The following is a 16,807-nucleotide window of genomic DNA, read 5'->3' as shown; positions in this document are numbered from 1 at the left end:
CCGGTCAGCCCCAGCCGAGCTCGTGCAGGCGCTCCTCGGAGATCCCGAAGAAGTGCCCCACCTCGTGCATCACCGTCACGGTGATCTCATGCTCGAGCTCGGCGCGGCTGCGGCAGTGCCGGGTGAGCGGGCCGCGGAACACCACGATCCGGTCCGGCAGCTGCCACGGCATCTCCGCGCGCTCGGTCAGGGGTACCCCCTCGTAGACGCCGAAGAGCTCCATGTCCGGGTCCTCCCACGGCTGCGGCTCGTACTCGTCCTCCACCACGACCACCACGTTGGTGAGCAGGCGGGCCAGCTCGTCGGGGATGCGGGCCAGGGCGGCGTCGACGGCGGCATCGAACTCCGCCTCGTCCATCCACGTGCCCACGGGGCGCCTCCTCTGCTCGCGGCCGATGCGGCCACCCTATAGACTTCACTGGTCCACCGGCTGTGCCGGGCGGGCGCGCCCTCATCGTCTAGAGGCCTAGGACACCGCCCTTTCACGGCGGCGACACGGGTTCGAATCCCGTTGGGGGTACGGCGCCGCAGGTGCCGGGGCGGTCTCCCGCAGACCCGCGTCCGGCGATTTGCACGCGGCGCGGGGACGCTGATAGAGTCTCTACTCGTTGCAACGGAGAGATCCGGGGTGGCGAACAACAGAACATGGCCCTGTAGCGCAGTTGGTTAGCGCGCCGCCCTGTCACGGCGGAGGTCGCGGGTTCAAGTCCCGTCAGGGTCGCTCGGATCATCCGATACACCGGAGTCCGGTGCCTGGAGGATCCCGGCGATGCCCCATCGCCCGGCTCTGTAGCTCAGTTGGTAGAGCGTACGACTGAAAATCGTAAGGTCACCGGATCGACGCCGGTCGGAGCCACAGCAGTGCGAAGGCCCCCCGCAGCAGCGGGGGGCCTTCCTGCATCTCCGGGCCGATGGCTCCCCGCCATTGCCGCGAGGACGGTCACATCCCGCGGTGAGAAGGATCATACGGGTCCGCTCTGGACGGCACGGAGTCGGCGTGGGTCACGTAGCGTGAGTCAGATGACCGACACCACTCCACCGCACCGCACCCCCGCGCCGCCCGGCTCCGCCGACGCCTCCACCCCGTCCCCGACGGTCCCCGCGGCGTCGGCCGACGCCCAGACCGGGCCCGGCCGCTCCCTGGTCGGCTGGGTCTTCTGGCCGTCCACCGTGATCGTCCTGGGCTTCGTGGTCGCCACGATGCTGCTGCCCGAGCAGATGACGGACGCCATCGGCGCCGTGCAGCAGGGCATCATCACGAACTTCTCCTGGTGGTATGCCGCCGTCGCGCTGTTCTTCGTCCTGTTCTGCCTCTACCTCGCGTTCTCCCGCAAGGGTCAGATCACGATGGGCAAGCCGGATGAGAAGCCGGAGTTCTCCACCCTGTCCTGGTTCTCGCTGCTGTTCGCGGCGGGCATGGGCATCGGCCTCGTGTTCTACGGCATGACCGAGCCCATGATGCACTTCGTCACCCCGCGCCCGGACCTCGCGGCGACGGACCCGAACGAGGGCCAGGCCGCGCAGCAGGCCCTGGCCACCACCTTCCTGCACTGGGGCCTGCAGCCCTGGGCGATCTACGCCGTCGTCGGCGTCGCCGTGGGCCTGGCCATCCACCGTCGTGGCCGTCCGCTGTCCCTGCGCTGGGCCTTCGAGCCCCTGCTGGGCGAGCGCCGCACCCGTGGCGGCTGGGGTCACCTGATCGACAACATCGCCCTGATCGGCACCGTGTTCGGCGTGGCCACCTCGCTCGGCCTCGGCGTGACGCAGATGGCCGCCGGCCTGCGCTCGCTCGGCTTCGTGCCGCAGGACGCGGCGTGGCTGGAGTACGTCATGATCGCGCTCGTGACCTGCGTGGTCCTCTACACCGTGGTCTCCGGCGTGGAGCGGGGCATGAAGTACCTGTCCAACTTCAACCTCATCCTCGCCGCGGGCCTGCTGCTGTTCGTGGCGATCGTGGGCCCCACCGCCTTCCTGATGAAGGAGATGGTGCAGTCGACCGGCGCGTACCTGAACGGCTTCTTCGCCAACTCGCTGAACGTCTCGGCGTTCTTCGGGGCGGAGGGCGACGCGTGGCAGGCCGGCTGGACCGCCTACTACTGGGGCTGGTGGATGTCCTGGACCCCGTTCGTGGGGATCTTCATCGCCCGCATCTCCCGCGGCCGCACCGTCCGTGAGTTCATCGCCGGCGTGCTGCTGGTGCCGACCCTGATCTCGATCGTGTGGTTCGGCGTCCTCGGCGGCACCGCCATCTACCTCGAGACCGTCCGCCCCAAGGGCTACCGCTCGGTCGTGGGCCCGGACGGCGCGATCGACGCCAACACCGCCCTCTTCCAGGTGATCGAGCAGCTGCCGGGCGGCGTCATGATGATGATCGGCTTCATCCTCCTGTCCGCCGTGTTCTTCGTGACGTCCTCGGACTCCGGCTCTCTTGTGATGGGCATGCTCGCCACCGGCGGCGACGTGAACCCCAAGGTGACCGTGCGCATCTTCTTCGCGATCGCCACCGCGTTCATGGCGGCTGCCCTGCTGATGGCGGGCGGGCTCTCCGCCATCCAGACGCTGGCCATCACCATCGGCCTGCCGTTCTCCGTGATGATGCTCGTGATGTGCGTGGCCACGCTGCGCGTCCTCAGCTACTCGGTGGCCCGCGTCGAGGCCGTGCGCCGCAAGGCCATGCTCGGCTCCATCAAGGACCGCCTGGGTCTGGACACGGACGACCCGGACGTCGTGGAGGGCGGTCCCGTGGCCGCCTCCCAGTGGTGGGCCTCGCTCAGCCGCGACCACCAGCGCAAGATCGCCCAGATGGCCTCCCCGGGCCCGACGGACGAGATCCGGCTCCACGCCGGCCAGGCGCCGGTGGGGGGCACCGCTGCGGGCTCCTCGACGCGCCTGCGCCGCGCTCCGCGGGACTGACCCGGGCCCGCACGGACGACGACGGCGGCCCGCCCCCTGCGCGCAGGGGGCGGGCCGCCGTCGTCGTGCGGGGCGGAGCTCAGTGCTCGGAGGCGTCCCGCGGAGGCACGGTGGGCAGCACGCCGGTGCGGTCGTGCACGGCAGCGGACGTGCGCACGCCGGTGACGAACCACGCCAGCGTCAGGACCGCGGTCCAGGCCAGGCCGATGAGCAGCGCCTGGCGCGACTCGGGGTTCACCGCCATGCCCACGGCCACGACCGCCACGAACAGCAGCCCGAACGCCGTGCCCAGGACGCCGCCGGGCATGGCGAAGGACGGCACCGGCTCGCCGGCGGCCGTCATGCGCCGACGCATGGTCAGGTGGGACAGCAGGATCATCGCCCAGGTGAGGATCACCGCGAAGGAGGCGACGCCGGCCACGACGCCGAACAGGTCGCCGTTGACGGTGATGAGGATCGCGCCGAGGACCATGACCACGAGCATCACGGCCACGGAGAGCCACGGCACGCCGCCGCGGTTGACGCGGGTGAAGGCCCGCGGAGCCTGGCCGTCCTGGGCCATCGCATACAGCAGGCGCCCCGAGGCGTAGATGCAGGCGTTGATGGCGGAGACGGCGGCGGTCAGCACCACGAAGTTCAGCAGGTGGGGCGCGAAGGGCACGCCGAGCTTGTCGAAGATCTGCACGAACGGGCTGGCCGAGCCGTCGATGGACTGCCAGGACATCAGCGACATGATGACGACCATGGTGCCCACGTAGAACAACAGGATGCGCACGGGCACCGTATTGATGGCCTTGGGCAGGGCCTCCTCCGGGTCCTTGGCCTCACCGGCGGCCACGCCGAGGGTCTCGATGCCGCCGAAGGAGAAGGTCACGATGGTCAGGGCCGCGATCACCCCGGCGAAGCCCATCGGCAGGAAGCCGCCGTGGGACCACAGGTTGTGCAGGCCGGCGGTGGTGCCGTCGTCGGCCTGGGCGCCCAGGAACATGAGGATGACGCCGCCGAAGATCATGGCGACGATGGCGAGCACCTTGATGAGGGAGAGCCAGAACTCGACCTCGCCGAAGTTGCCCACATGGATGAGGTTGATCAGGCCGATCACCACGATGGTGGCGGCGACCCACGCCCAGGCGGGCACGGCCGGGAACCACAGCTCCATGTACTTGGTGATGGCGAAGGTGTCCGCCACGATCACCACCGCCAGCTCGAACACGAAGGTCCAGCCGGTCAGGTAGCCCGCGTACGGGCCCAGGTAGCGCGAAGCGTAGGCCGCGAACGAGCCGGAGACCGGCTCCCGCATCGCCATCTCGCCCAGGGCACGCATCACGAGGAACACGGCCAGGCCCGCGATGGCGAAGGACAGGATGACGCCCGGCCCCGCCGTCTGGATGCCGCCGGCGGAGCCGTAGAACAGGCCGGTGCCGATGGCGGTGCCGAGGGCGATGAACATGATGTGGCGCTTGCTCAGGCCCCGGTGCAGTCCGGGGTCGGCCGGGGCGTCGGCGACGGCGCCGGGTCTGGCGGTCGGGGTCTCGGCGACCAGGCGCGCCGAGGACTCGGGGGTATGGGCCACGATGGGTCTCCCACTGATCGGTGTGAAGTGACACACCATCATGACCCCCCACTAGATGGAACGTCGCATCCACACAGTGACATTCCTCACAGCGGAGCCCCGGTGGGGTTCAGCGCTGGAGGAGCCAGGCGGCGGCGTCGGGGGCCAGGCGGCCGCCCACGATCGCCTCGTCCTCCGGCAGGGACAGCAGCGCCACCTCCCGATCCTCGGGCAGGGCGACCGGCTCGGTGCCGATGTTCGCCACCACCAGGACGGTGCGCGCGGGGATCGGCTCGCCTGAGCCCAGATGGCGGCCTCCGCCCGAGGTCACCGTGAAGGCCAGGACGCTCTCCTCGGGGCGGTGATGGGCCTCGGCCCACGCGAACGCGCCCGTGCCCAGGTCCAGTTCGGCGCGGATCTGCAGCAGGTGCCGGTACAGCTCGAAGTGCGAGCCCTCGACGCCGACCTGCCGGTCCGCGGCCAGCGCCCGGAACGCCTCCGGCTGGGGCAGCCAGGGCGCGGCGGCGTCGGCGGGCGCGGGGGCGCCGTCGGGGTGGACCGTGAAGCCCAGATGCGGCTCGTCCGCGGCCCACGGCATCGGGATGCGGCAGCCGTCGCGGCCGGGCTCGGCGCCGTCCGTGCGGAAGAAGTAGGGGTCCTGGCGGTGCTCGGCCGCGAGCGCGGTGTGCTCGGGCAGCCCGAGCTCGTCGCCCTGGTAGATGTACGCCGAGCCGGGCAGGGCCAGCTCGATCATCGCCGCCGCCCGTGCCCGACGCCGGCCCAGCGCCTCGTCGGGCTGCTCGTCCTCGGCCGTGATGCCGGCCGGGTAGGCGCGGGGGTCCGAGAGGCCGTAGCGGGAGGTGTGCCGGACCGTGTCGTGGTTGGAGAGCACCCAGGTGTTCGGGGCGCCGACCTTCTCGGCCTCCCGGAAGGAGCGGGTGATGGCCGAGGAGAGGGACTCGGCGTCCCAGCCGGCCATGAGGTAGGTGAAGTTGAAGGTCTGGTGCATCTCGTCCGCGCGGACGTAGCGGAACATGCGCGGCAGCGGGGAGACCCAGGCCTCAGCCACCATCATCGGCTCGTGCGGGTAGGCGTCCAGCACGCGGCGCCACTGGCGGTAGACCTCGTGGACCCCGTCCTGGTCGATGAACGGCATGGCCGGCTCGAACGCGTCCACGTCGAAGTCCGGGTCCTGGTCCTCGTCGGCGTCCGTGACCATGCCCATGCGGGTGTGGTCCGCGTCCGGGTAGCCCGGCTTCTTGATGAGCCCGTGGGCCACGTCCACACGGAACCCGTCCACGCCGCGGTCCAGCCAGAACCGCAGGATGTCCTCGAACTCCGCGCGGACCTCAGGGTTCTCCCAGTTCAGGTCCGGCTGGGTGGTGTCGAACAGGTGGAGGTACCACTGGCTCGGAGAGCCGTCCGCCTCGGTCACGCGGGACCACGCGCCGCCGCCGAAGGTGGACTCCCAGTTGTTCGGGGGCAGCTCCCCGTGCTCGCCGCGGCCCTCCGTGAAGTGGTAGCGGGCCCGCTCGGGGGAGCCCGGACCGGCGGCCAGGGCGGCCTGGAACCAGGCGTGGTCGGACGAGGTGTGGTTGGGGACGAGGTCCACGATCACGCGGATCCCGGCGTCGTGCGCGGCGGCGATCATCTCGTCCGCGTCCGCCAGCGTGCCGAACCGGGGGTCCACGGCGCGGTAGTCCGCGACGTCGTAGCCGGCGTCGTGCTGCGGGGACAGGTAGAAGGGCGAGAGCCAGATCGCGTCCACCCCGAGCCGGGTGAGGTACGGGATCTTCGCGGTGACGCCGGGCAGGTCGCCCATGCCGTTGCCGTCCCCGTCCGCGAACGAGCGGGGGTAGACCTGGTAGATCACCGCGTCCACCCACCACGGGGTGGTGGGGCGGTTGCGGGCCTCCGAGGGAGGCGTGCTCAGGGGGGTGACGGCGGGGCGCTGCGGGGTCATGGGACCCAGCGTAGGCGGGGCGGCGGACGCGGCGCAGGGTCGGCCCTGCGCGGAGTGGGGGACGTCATGGGGTGGACGGTCCTGCCCGCGGACCTCGGACCGGAGGGCAGGATGGAGCCATGAAGCACTTCGACGACCCCGTCCTGCAGGCCATGGCCTCGCGCCGGTCGGTCTCCAAGGTGGGCCCGGACACCCCGTCGGACGAGGAGATCGCCCGGCTCCTCGCCGCCGTCACCCCGGTGGCCGACCACAAGGCGCTGCGGCCCTGGCGCCTGATCCTGCTCCGCGGGGACGACCGACGCGTCCTCGGCGAGGCCCTCGACGCCGCGGCCGGCGTCGAGCGCGCGCCGGGCGAGGTCAACGACAAGCCGTTCCGCGCCGAGCTGCTGATCGCCGTGGTCGCCCGGCACGTGGAGCACCCCAAGGTGCCCGCGTGGGAGCAGCACGCCACCGCCGCCGGCGCGGCGCACCTGCTCGAGCTCGCGCTGTGGCAGGCCGGCTGGGGCGTGATGTGGCGGTCCGGGCTGCTGACGGACGCGCCCGAGGTGCGCGCCGCCCACGGCCTGGCCGACGAGGAGATGCTCCTGGGCTGGCTGTACGTGGGGGACGTCGAGCCCGCGTTCCGGGAACGCCTCGCCGCCTCCCACAAGCCGGCCCTCGACCCGGCGCCGTTCCTCGGGCGCATGCCGCGCCGCTGACGGGGCGGCGGGCCGGGTCCCGCGCTCAGTTCGCGTGCGCCAGCATCCCCACGCGGCCCCACCGGCGGTTGAGCCGCTCCTGCGCGAGTCCGGCGGTGGCCTCGTCCCCCTCCTCGAGCGCGTCGAGCAGGGTCCAGAGGTCGAACGCCGAGTCGTCCGGCCACACGTGGGGCGTGAGCCCGCCGTAGTCCAGCTCCAGCACGGAGGCCGGGTGGAACGCCTGCAGCCACGGGATCATCACGGCCAGCTCGCCGAGCAGTTCGGAGTCCTCCGCGTGCCGGGCCAGGACCGCGGCGGCGTGCCCGGCCCGCTCGACCGCGGCCGTCACCGGCGTGCGCCGGTACGCCACGGTCTCCCCGTCCACGAGGCGACGCACGGGCTCCTCCGGGTCGAACACCGCCAGCCACGCGTGGGGCAGGCCCCACACGGCGGTGCGGGTCTGCACCCGGTGGGTGCCGCCCGTGCCGTCCCCGTCCTGGTGGGCCTGCTCGGGGCCGCGGCCGCCGTCCCGGGGGGCCGGCTCGTCGTCGTGGCCCTGGACCGCGGCGCCTCGCCCCGGGCCGTGCTCCTCGGCGGGCTCGTCGTCCGCGCCCGGGGTGAGGCCCCACTCGTCCTCGAGCGCCACGAGGGCGCGGCCGCGGTTCATGGCGCGCGCCGCCGTGGGGACGGCGGCCTCGTACGCGGACAGCGCCATGGACTCCTCGAGCATGGCCGCGGCCATCTCCATGCGCAGCCCGAGCTCGTCCGGGCAGTAGAACGCGGACCCGTCCACCTCCAGCACGCGCACCAGGTCGTCCTCGCCGGGCTCCGGGAACGGGTCCGCCACGCGCCGCAGCAGACGACGCCGGGCCCGCGCCTGCGCCTCGGCCTCCACCTCGGCGCGGGTCAGGTGGGCGGCCGCGATGAGCCGCGCCTGCACCGCGTCCGGGTACGCGCACAGCGGTTGGAAGACGCGCAGGTGCGCGGCGGCGTTCACGCCCGCCCCCGGCGGAGGGGGTGCGGTCGGGAGGGGGCGGGCGCCGTCGTCGTCATGGGGCGGGCCGGCTCAGCCGAGCTCCACGACCACGGGCGCGTGGTCCGAGGCGCCCTTGCCCTTGCGCTCCTCGCGGTCGATCCAGGCGTCCGTGACGGTCTCGGCGAGCGCGGGGGAGAGCAGCGGGAAGTCGATGCGCATGCCCTTGTTCTTGGGGAAGCGCAGCTGCGTGTAGTCCCAGTAGGTGTAGACGTCCGGGCCGGGGTGGCGCGGGCGCACGGGGTCCGTGAAGCCGAGCTCCTCGAAGGCGCGGAACGCCGCGCGCTCGGGCTCGGAGACATGGGTGTACCCGTCCCGGAGGAACATCTCGATGTCCCACACGTCCTCGTCCCGCGGGGCGATGTTCCAGTCGCCCACGTAGGCGGTGCGGGCCCGCGGGTCCGCGGCGAGCTCCGCCGCGGCGTGCTCCGCCAGGACGCGCAGCCACTCGAGCTTGTAGGGCATGTGCTCGTCCTGCAGGCCGCGGCCGTTGGGCACGTAGAGGCTCCACAGGCGCACCGGCTCGACGCCGTCCGCCTCCTCCCCGACCACCGCGGAGAGGGCGCGGGCCTCCTCCTGCGGGTCCTTGCCGCCCTTGCCGAAGTGCGGCTGGCCGGGGAAGCCGCGCTGCACGTCGGACAGGCCCACGCGGGAGGCGATGGCCACGCCGTTCCACTGCGAGATCCCGTGGTGGGCGACCTCGTAGCCGGCGCGCTCGAACAGTTCCCAGGGGAAGTTCTCGTCCTTGCACTTGGTCTCCTGGATGGCCAGGACGTCCATGTCCCGGCGCTCGAGGAAGGCCTCCACGCGGTCGGCGCGGGCGCGGAGGGAGTTCACGTTCCAGGTGGCGATCTTCACCCGACCAGGCTAGCGGGGAGAGCGGACGCGGGACGGCGCGGGCGGCGTCGTCGGGCCGTCCGTGAGCCCGGTCACGCCCGGGATGCGAGGATGGGCGCATGCTCCTCTGCGCCCTGGACATGATGGTCCCCACGCACCAGACCATCGGGATCTGGCGTCACCCCGACGCCGATGTCGAGCAGTACCGGGACCTCGACTTCTGGATCCGGCACGCCCGCCTGCTCGAGGCGGCGGGCTTCGACGCGATGTTCTTCGCGGACGTGGCCGGCGTCTACGACGTGTTCGACGGCTCCGGGGCCACCGCGATCCGCGAGGGCATGCAGTACCCGATGCTGGACCCGCTGCTGGCGGTGAGCGCGCTCGCGGCCGCCACGGAGCGGATCGGCTTCGGGGTGACGGCCTCCGTGAGCTACGAGCAGCCGTACCTGCTGGCCCGGAGGTTCGCCACACTGGACCACCTCACGCGCGGGCGGATCGCGTGGAACATCGTCACCTCCTACCAGCGCTCGGCCACCGAGAACCTGGGCCTCGGGGACCTCGTCCCGCACGACGAGCGCTACGACCGCGCCGACGAGTTCATGGACGTGGTCTACGCGCTGTGGGAGGGCACCTTCGCCCCCGGCGCCCTCGTGGCCGACGACGAGGCCGGTGTCTACCTGGACCCCGAGAGGGTCCACGGGGCGGGGCACGAGGGCCGCTGGTTCTCCGTGCCCGGGCCGGGGCTGACGCTGCCCGGGCCGCAGGGCACGCCGTTCCTGTTCCAGGCGGGCTCCTCCCCGCGCGGGCTGGAGTTCGCCGCCCGCCACGCGGAGGCCCTGTTCTTCTCCGGCACCACGCCGGAGAACGTGCGCCGCCTGACCGACGCGCTGCCCGCGCACCTGGAGCGCGCCGGGCGCCCGTGGGACGCGATCCGCACCATCACCTCGGTCACGGTGGTCGCGGCGGAGACCGACGACGCCGCCCGCGCCCGCCTGGACGACTACGCCCGCCACGTGGACGAGGACGCGGCCCTGGCCCTCTTCGCCGGGTGGACCGGGCTGGACCTCGCGGCCCTGTCCCCGGACGACGTGCTCGAGGACGTGCCGATCGAGGGCAACCGCTCCGCGCTGCAGTCCTTCACCTCGATGGACCCGGACCGCGCGTGGACCGTGCGGGACCTCGCCGCGTTCATGGCGATCGGCGCCCGCGGGCCCGTGATCGTGGGCTCGGGCGAGACCGTGGCGGACGAGCTCGAGCGCTGGGCCGCCGAGGCCGGCGTGGACGGGTTCAACGTGGACTACGCGCTGCGCGGCGTGGACCTGCCGGCCTTCGCCGAGCACGTCAGCCCGGTGCTGCGCGAGCGCGGGCACCTGCGGGAGGGCCACCGGCCGGCGTCGGGCACGCTGCGCGGGCGGATCCTCGGCACGGACACGCTCCGAGACGACCACCCGGGGGCGGCCTTCCGCCGCTGAGGCGTCACCGCCACCAGTCGTCGTGGATCGTCACCGGCGTGGTGCGCTTGTGGCGGCTGCGGAGCCAGATGCCCTCGAGCTTCTCCGCGACCTCGGCGGGGATGTCCCTGCCCTCGAGGTAGTCGTCGATGTCCTCGTACGTCATCCCGAGTTCGGCCTCGTCCGTCTGGCCCGGCGTGCCGTCCAGCAGGTCCGCGGTGGGCACCTTGTTCCACAGGGGCTCGGGGGCGCCGAGTTCGCGGCCCAGCGCCCGCACCTGCCGCTTGTTCAGGCCGGCCAGCGGCAGGACGTCCGCGCCGCCGTCGCCGAACTTCGTGTAGAACCCGGTGATGGCCTCGGCCGCGTGGTCCGTGCCGATCACCAGCTGCCCGTGCGCTCCGGCCAGCGCGTACTGCGCCACCATCCGCATGCGGGCCTTCACGTTGCCCTTGTTGTAGTCGGTGAGGGGCTCGCCGGCCGCCTCCGCGAAGGCCTCGGCCAGGCCGTCCACCCCGCCGGCGATGTTCAGGGTGCGCTCCTCGTCCGCGTCGATGAAGTCCATGGCCGTCTGCGCATCGGCCTCGTCCTGCTGCACCCGGTACGGCAGGCGCACCGCCGTGAACCGGGGGTTCTCGCGGGAGGGGGCGGGGGCGTGGGCTCCGGAGCCAGCCTCCCCGGGGACGGCGCCGGCCACGGGACCCCCGAGGGCGACGGCGTCTGTCACCCCGAGCTGCGCGCGGCGGCGCTCGACGGCGAGCTGGGCCAGGCGCCCGGCGGTGGTGGAGTCCACGCCGCCCGAGATGCCGAGCACGAACCCGGACGTGCCGGTGGCCTCGAGGTAGTCCACGAGGAACTGGACGCGGGCCTCGACCTCGGCGGCGGGGTCGATCCGGGGGTGCACGCCCATCTCGGCGATGATCTGCTGCTGGAGTTCACGCATGGCCCCAGCGTAGGGCCGGCCCCGCGGCCCGGGGAAAACCCGCCCCTCAGGCCTCCGGGTGCCCCAGGTTCCGCGCGATCGCCCGCAGGGTGGTCACGGTGATCTCGTAGTGCTCGGCGGGCAGGTCCGCGGTGGCGTCCCCGCGCAGGCGCGCCACGGCCTCGCCCACGCGCTCGCCGGCGGCCCGGCCCGTGGCGGTGAGAGTGAACAGCTCGCCCTCCACGGTCACCCAGCCGGCCTCCACGAGCTCGTCCAGCTGGTCGGCGACGGCGTCGCGCACCTCCGCCTCGAAGCCCGAGCGGATCACCGCGGCGGACAGGGGCGAGGTGGTCAGGGCGTTGAGGACCTGCCACTGCGGGCGGGTCAGGCCGTGCTCCTCGAGATTCGCGCCGATCCGCGCCGCGAGCAGGCCCTCGGCCACCGTGAGCCAGTGGGACAGGGGCAGGCCGGAGGGGTGGGACGTGTGCTGCTGTGCCGGGTCCGTCATGGTCCGAGGCTAGCCCCGCGCTCCGCGCCCGGTCGAGGGGTGCGCCCGCCGCCGTAGCATGGGCGGCATGACCGACGCGCAGACCCCCTCCGCCCCCACGCCCGAGCAGGACCGCGAGCGCCTCCGCGAGCTCATCCGGGAGCTGGCCGTGGTGCACGGCCGCGTCACCCTGTCCTCCGGCAAGGAGGCGGACTACTACGTGGACCTGCGCCGCGTGACCCTCCACCACGAGGCCGCCCCGCTGATCGGCCGCGTCATGCTGCGCCTGCTCGAGGACAACGGGATCGAGTTCGAGACCATGGGCGGGCTCACCATGGGCGCGGACCCCGTGGCCACCGCGATGATGCACCAGGCCGGCGCGCAGGGCCGCGCGCTCGACGCGTTCGTGGTGCGCAAGGCGCAGAAGTCCTACGGCATGGGCCGCCAGGTCGAGGGCCCCGGGGTCGACGGGCGCCGCGTCGTCGTCCTGGAGGACACCTCCACCACCGGCGGCTCCGCGCTGACCGCCGTCGAGGGCGTGCGGAAGGCCGGCGGCGACGTCCAGGCCGTGGCCGTGATCGTGGACCGCGCCACCGGCGCCGCCGAGCGCGTGGCACAGGAGGCCGGCGTCCCCTACCTGTACGCGTTCGGCAAGGACGAGCTCGGGCTCGACTGAGCGCTCAGAGCCAGTCCGCCCGCTTGAACAGCGTGTAGAGCACCAGGGCGACGGCCAGCATGAGCCCGAGGGCCATGGGATAGCCGAACGCCCAGTGCAGCTCCGGCATGCGCTCGAAGTTCATGCCGTAGATCGAGCCGATCAGCTGCGGGGCGAAGATGATGGCCGCCCAGGAGGAGATCTTCTTCACCTGGTCGTTCTGCTCGATCGACTGCTCCGCCAGGCGCTTGGAGGCCAGGGTGGAGTCCAGCTCGAGGGCGTTCTCCAGCATGGTGCGCATGGTGGTCACGCGGTCGGTGATCTGGACGGCGTGGTCGTGGATGTCCCGCAGGGCACGCAGGCTCTCCACGAGCTCCGCCCGCTCCTGCACGTCCTCCGGCTCCGGCTCGGGGACGTCCTCGCCCACGGCGTGGGACCCGTTGGAGGCCTCGCTGAGGCGGTCACGAGCGGCCTCCTGCAGCTGCTCGAGCATGCGCGGCAGCGGCCGGGTGGCGCGCTCGAAGCCGATCACCTCGCGGGAGAGCTCGTAGATGCGGCGGGACACGGAGGAGTCCCCGGAGAAGATCTGGTCCTCGATCTCGCGGATGTCCTGCTCGAGGCCCTCGGCCACCGGGACGTAGTCGTCCACCACGCGGTCCAGGATCTCGAAGGCCACCTGGGCCGGCCCCTGGGCCAGGCGGTCCGGGTGCCTCTGCTCCAGGCGGGTGCGGATGGCGGCCAGGTCCGGCTCCTCGGCATGGCGCACCGTGACCAGGTAGTCCTCGCCGGTGAACACGTCCAGCTCGCCGAACTCCACGGTCTCGGTGGCGTCGATGTACCGGGCCGGGTGCAGCACCATGAACCAGTCGTCCCCGTAGCGCTCGAGCTTGGCGCGCTGACCGGGGGTCAGGGCGTCCTCGACGGCGAGGGGGTGCAGCGGCAGCTCATCCGCCACCTCCTGGAGCTCGTCCGGGTGGGGGCGGTACAGGCCCAGCCAGGCCATGCCGCCGGTGCGCTCGATGGCGTCCCACGTCTCGGACAGGCTGGTGGGGGCGTAGACGCGGCGGCCGGCCACGTACACGGCGTTGTCGATCAGTGTCACCGCGCCATTCTCCCCCGCGGTGACACCGTCGGCCGACGTGGGCATCCGCCCGCCTCCCGCCGTACGGTGGGGACATGAGCGACTCCTCGAACACCCTCGTCCGCGACGGCAGGACCCTCCTGCCCGCCGACGCCGTCACCACCGCCCCGATCGCCGCCCTCGGGCTGATCGGCGGCTACCTCACCGCCCGCGAGACCGGCATCCGCCCGCTCGGCGGTGCCGTCCTCGCCGCGGCCGGCCTGTACGCGGGCCGCACGTGGCTGGCCAAGGGCGGCCCCGGCGTCGCCGCCGGCCTCGGCGCGCTGTACCTGGGCGGCTTCGGCGCCTCCCACCCACTGGCCAAGAAGATCGGCGCGTGGCCCGCGGTCCTCTCCGTGGCCGCCGCCTCTGCGGGCGCGGCGTGGGCCGCCGTCGACCGGGACGGCCGCCGCTGAGCGAGCCCGCCGCCGGCTCCCACGACGACGCCGCCCCGCCCTCCGACGCCGGGGCGGCCGGGCGCGTGGTCGGGGTGGGGCCGTGGGAGGGCCCGTGGCCGCGGGACGACCGGTACGACCCGGACCTGCTGCGCGACGGCGACCGCCGCAACGTGGTGGACCGGTACCGGTACTGGTCGCTCGAGGCGATCGTCGCGGACCTGGACCGCACGCGGCACCCGTTCCACGTGGCCATCGAGAACTGGCAGCACGACCTGAACATCGGCACCGTGGTGCGCACCGCCAACGCGTTCAACGCCGCCGGGGTGCACATCATCGGGAGGCGGCGCTGGAACCGGCGCGGCGCCATGGTCACCGACCGCTACCTGCACGTGCGCCACCACGAGACGGTGGCGGCGTTCACGGAGTGGGCGGCAGGCGAGGGCCTGCCCGTGCTCGGCGTGGACCTGTTCCCCGAGTCGGTGCCCGTGGAGACGTTCGACTTACCGCGGGCGTGCGTCCTGGTGTTCGGCCAGGAGGGCCCAGGCCTGTCCGAGGAGGTCCGCGCCGCGAGCCAGGCCGTGCTGTCCATCGCGCAGTACGGCTCCACCCGGTCGATCAACGCCGGCGTGGCGGCCGGGATCGCGATGCACGCCTGGATCCGGCAGCACGGCGGCCCGACGCCGGCCGCGTGAGCCGACGCCGGCCGCGTGAGCCGGCGTCGGGCCCGGGGCCGGTCTCAGGCCAGCTCCTCCCGCACGATCCGCGCACCCTGCACCAGCGCCTCGGTCTTGGCGCGGGCGAGCGCGCGCGGCAGCGGCGCCATGCCGCAGTTCGTGCTCGCCACCAGCCGGTCCGGGTCCACGTGGTCGAGGGCCTCGCGCAGTGTGGCCGCCACCTCCTGGGGCGTCTCCACCGTCCGGGAGGCCACGTCGATCGCCCCGACCATCACGGTCTTGCCGCGCAGCAGGCCGATCAGCTCGGCGGGCACGCGCGAGTTGTGCCGCTCGAGGGAGACCATGTCGATCGACGAGCGCTGGAGCAGCGGGAACACGTCCTCGTACTGCCGCCACTCCTCGCCCAGCGTCGCCTTCCACGCGGTGTTGGCCTCGATGCCGTAGCCGTAGCAGATGTGCACGGCCGTGGTGCAGCCCAGCCCCTCGGCGGCGCGCTCGAGGGCGGCCACGCCCCAGGCCCGGACGTCGTCGGCGAACACGTTGAACGCCGGCTCGTCGAACTGGATCACGTCCACGCCCGCAGCCTCGAGCTCGCGGGCCTCCGCGTTGAGGATCGCGGCGAACTCCCAGGCCAGCTCCTCGCGGCTGCCGTAGTGGCGGTCGGCCAGCGTGTCGATCATGGTCATCGGGCCGGGCAGGGTCCACTTCACGGGCCGGTCGGTGAGGCCGCGCAGGACCTTCGCGTCCTCGACGAACACGGGCCGCTCGCGGTGCACGGCGTCGACGACGGTGGGCACCTCCGCGTCGTAGCGGTCGCGGATGCGCACCGTCTCGCGGCGCTCGAAGTCGACGCCCCCGAGGTGCTCGATGAACGTGGTGACGAAGTGGCGGCGGGTCTGCTCGCCGTCGCACACGAGGTCCACGCCGGCCCGCAGCTGGTCCGCCACGGCCAGGGCGAGGGCGTCGTGGCGCCCCTCCTGCAGCTCGTCCCCGCTGAGCTTCCAGGGCGCCCACAGGGACTCCTCCTGGGCGAGCCAGGAGGGCTTGGGCAGGCTGCCGACGAGGGTGGTGGGCAGGAGCGTGGTCATCGGGCGTCCTCTCGATCGGTCGACGGCGCGGCCGCGGCCCACTGCCGCAGCAGGTCCGCGTGGGGGGTCATCAGGTGCTCCTCGGCGTACCGGCCCTGCTCGCGGGCCAGGTCCGTGCGCTCCACGCGGTCGTAGGAGATCGGGGGGACCGTGTGGTCCGGGTTCTCCAGGCTCGGGCGGAACGTGGTCCCGGCGGGCGTGGTGGCGTGGTAGATCTCCGGCCGGTAGATCCGCTGGAACGTCTCCATCGTGGCGATCAGGCTGGTCAGCGCGACGTCGGTGTGCTGGGCCTCCAGGTCGCCGGAGTGGTACAGGGAGAGCGGGGCGACGGCGCCGTCCGGCATGAAGTGCCGCACGGACAGCCCCATCCGGGCGAAGTAGTCGTCGGTGCGGGAGGGGGCGTCCTGGTGGTACTCGACCCCCAGGACGGGGTGGCGGTGCGTGCCCCGGGTGTAGGTGCGGCTGGAGGAGACGCTGAGGCAGATCACCGGGTCCGTGGTGAAGCGGGAGCGGTACGCCTCGGACTCCAGGAGGCGCCGGAACAGCGCGCCGTGGAGCTCGCCGAACCCGTCCGGGACATCGCCCGGCGCGCCGCTGGCCGTGTGCCGGGGCAGGAGCACGCTGAAGTCGTGGTCGCGCAGGTAGGAGGAGAAGTTGTGGCCCACGACCCCCTCCACGTCCGAGCCGGTGACGGCGTCGTGGACCCGGGAGGCGAGCATCTCGAACATCGGGAACCGCACGTCCTCGCCGTCGGCCGTGAAGCACAGGTCCGCGGAGACGATCTCCAGCGTCACCCGGTGCCGGTCCGAGGGCGGGGCGTCCCCGCGGGTCAGCTCGTCGAAGCGGCGGCCGATCATCGCGAGCACGGCCCGCAGGTTCTCCTCGCGGTCCTCCCCGCGGGCGAGGTTGGCGAAGTTCGTGGTGCTGCGGGAGGTGGCCGAGGGGCGGTAGTGCTCGTCGAAGGGGGTCGTGGTGATCTCGAACGCGACGGCGTCCGGGGCGGGGGTCCGGGTCATGGGGTCCTCATCGGGGGAGGGGGC

At 73.0% G+C, this 16,807-nt stretch carries 16 protein-coding genes and 3 tRNA genes; 9 read left to right on the top strand and 10 right to left on the bottom strand.

Annotation, left to right across the window (positions count from 1 at the left end):
• Positions 1-4: 4 nt before the first annotated feature.
• Positions 5-358 (bottom strand): metallopeptidase family protein, encoded by a 354-nt coding sequence (locus MA879_RS04675; protein WP_282447618.1) that lies wholly within the window; start codon positions 356-358, stop codon positions 5-7.
• Between the two features lie 89 nt (positions 359-447).
• Between MA879_RS04675 and MA879_RS04670 the strand changes: the two genes are divergently transcribed.
• From MA879_RS04670 to MA879_RS04655, 4 genes are all read left to right on the top strand, one after another.
• Positions 448-520 (top strand) — tRNA-Glu (locus tag MA879_RS04670).
• 127 nt (positions 521-647) lie between these two features.
• Positions 648-721 (top strand) — tRNA-Asp (locus MA879_RS04665).
• Between the two features lie 62 nt (positions 722-783).
• A tRNA-Phe gene (locus MA879_RS04660) sits at positions 784-856 on the top strand.
• Between the two features lie 164 nt (positions 857-1,020).
• Positions 1,021-2,913, top strand: a complete 1,893-nt coding sequence (locus MA879_RS04655) for a BCCT family transporter (RefSeq protein ID WP_248123900.1) — start codon at positions 1,021-1,023, stop codon at positions 2,911-2,913.
• A 79-nt stretch (positions 2,914-2,992) separates the two neighbouring features.
• On the opposite strand, the gene MA879_RS04650 is transcribed toward MA879_RS04655, so the two are convergent.
• The gene (locus MA879_RS04650) at positions 2,993-4,486 is read right to left on the bottom strand and encodes an amino acid permease (protein WP_248123899.1); all 1,494 of its coding nucleotides are present in this window, start codon (positions 4,484-4,486) and stop codon (positions 2,993-2,995) included.
• A gap of 109 nt (positions 4,487-4,595) precedes the next feature.
• Positions 4,596-6,428 carry a glycoside hydrolase family 13 protein gene (locus tag MA879_RS04645; RefSeq protein ID WP_248123898.1) on the bottom strand — a complete coding sequence of 611 codons (1,833 nt, stop codon included), beginning with the start codon at positions 6,426-6,428 and terminating at the stop codon, positions 4,596-4,598.
• A gap of 119 nt (positions 6,429-6,547) precedes the next feature.
• Here MA879_RS04645 and MA879_RS04640 point away from each other — a divergent pair, with 119 nt between their 5' ends.
• Entirely contained in the window at positions 6,548-7,126 is a 579-nt protein-coding gene (locus MA879_RS04640; RefSeq protein ID WP_248123897.1) for a nitroreductase family protein, read from the top strand.
• Between the two features lie 25 nt (positions 7,127-7,151).
• Here MA879_RS04640 and MA879_RS04635 read toward each other — a convergent pair whose 3' ends face one another.
• The gene (locus MA879_RS04635; RefSeq protein ID WP_248123896.1) at positions 7,152-8,102 is read right to left on the bottom strand and encodes a DUF8083 family protein; all 951 of its coding nucleotides are present in this window, start codon (positions 8,100-8,102) and stop codon (positions 7,152-7,154) included.
• Between the two features lie 69 nt (positions 8,103-8,171).
• A complete protein-coding gene (locus tag MA879_RS04630; protein WP_135030167.1) occupies positions 8,172-8,996 on the bottom strand; it encodes an exodeoxyribonuclease III in 825 nt (274 codons plus the stop codon).
• Positions 8,997-9,094: 98 nt separating this feature from the next.
• On the opposite strand from MA879_RS04630, the gene MA879_RS04625 reads away from it, so the two are divergent.
• Entirely contained in the window at positions 9,095-10,447 is a 1,353-nt protein-coding gene (locus MA879_RS04625; protein WP_248123895.1) for an NtaA/DmoA family FMN-dependent monooxygenase, read from the top strand.
• Positions 10,448-10,451: 4 nt separating this feature from the next.
• Here the strand turns inward: MA879_RS04625 and nadE are convergent, their stop codons facing one another.
• Positions 10,452-11,366, bottom strand: coding sequence for an ammonia-dependent NAD(+) synthetase (gene nadE / locus MA879_RS04620; protein WP_248123894.1), 915 nt, complete (start codon positions 11,364-11,366; stop codon positions 10,452-10,454).
• A gap of 46 nt (positions 11,367-11,412) precedes the next feature.
• Positions 11,413-11,853 carry a MarR family winged helix-turn-helix transcriptional regulator gene (locus tag MA879_RS04615; protein WP_248123893.1) on the bottom strand — a complete coding sequence of 147 codons (441 nt, stop codon included), beginning with the start codon at positions 11,851-11,853 and terminating at the stop codon, positions 11,413-11,415.
• 58 nt (positions 11,854-11,911) lie between these two features.
• Here MA879_RS04615 and pyrE point away from each other — a divergent pair, with 58 nt between their 5' ends.
• Complete coding sequence (pyrE, locus tag MA879_RS04610; protein WP_248123892.1) at positions 11,912-12,508, top strand: orotate phosphoribosyltransferase; 597 nt, start codon at positions 11,912-11,914, stop codon at positions 12,506-12,508.
• Positions 12,509-12,512: 4 nt separating this feature from the next.
• Here pyrE and MA879_RS04605 read toward each other — a convergent pair whose 3' ends face one another.
• On the bottom strand, positions 12,513-13,589 hold the full coding sequence (locus tag MA879_RS04605; protein ID WP_248123891.1) for a magnesium and cobalt transport protein CorA: 1,077 nt from the start codon (positions 13,587-13,589) through the stop codon (positions 12,513-12,515).
• A 74-nt stretch (positions 13,590-13,663) separates the two neighbouring features.
• Here MA879_RS04605 and MA879_RS04600 point away from each other — a divergent pair, with 74 nt between their 5' ends.
• Together MA879_RS04600 and MA879_RS04595 are read left to right on the top strand one after the other, a co-directional pair.
• Complete coding sequence (locus MA879_RS04600) at positions 13,664-14,023, top strand: hypothetical protein (protein ID WP_248123890.1); 360 nt, start codon at positions 13,664-13,666, stop codon at positions 14,021-14,023.
• Positions 13,990-14,697 (top strand): TrmH family RNA methyltransferase, encoded by a 708-nt coding sequence (locus MA879_RS04595; protein ID WP_418001213.1) that lies wholly within the window; start codon positions 13,990-13,992, stop codon positions 14,695-14,697. Before MA879_RS04600 ends, MA879_RS04595 begins: the two co-directional genes overlap by 34 nt.
• Positions 14,698-14,741: 44 nt before the next feature.
• Here MA879_RS04595 and MA879_RS04590 read toward each other — a convergent pair whose 3' ends face one another.
• Both MA879_RS04590 and MA879_RS04585 read right to left on the bottom strand, forming a co-directional pair.
• Complete coding sequence (locus tag MA879_RS04590) at positions 14,742-15,767, bottom strand: methionine synthase (RefSeq protein WP_248123888.1); 1,026 nt, start codon at positions 15,765-15,767, stop codon at positions 14,742-14,744.
• Positions 15,764-16,783, bottom strand: coding sequence for a putative oxygenase MesX (locus MA879_RS04585; RefSeq protein ID WP_248123887.1), 1,020 nt, complete (start codon positions 16,781-16,783; stop codon positions 15,764-15,766). The genes MA879_RS04590 and MA879_RS04585 overlap by 4 nt, the downstream gene beginning before the upstream one ends.
• Positions 16,784-16,807 lie beyond the last annotated feature (24 nt).

This window comes from Micrococcus lacusdianchii, from assembly GCF_023155805.1.
Classification (GTDB): domain Bacteria; phylum Actinomycetota; class Actinomycetes; order Actinomycetales; family Micrococcaceae; genus Micrococcus; species Micrococcus lacusdianchii.
The sequence above is the reverse complement of the archived record's forward strand: the minus strand, read 5'-3'. Positions and strand labels throughout refer to the sequence as shown.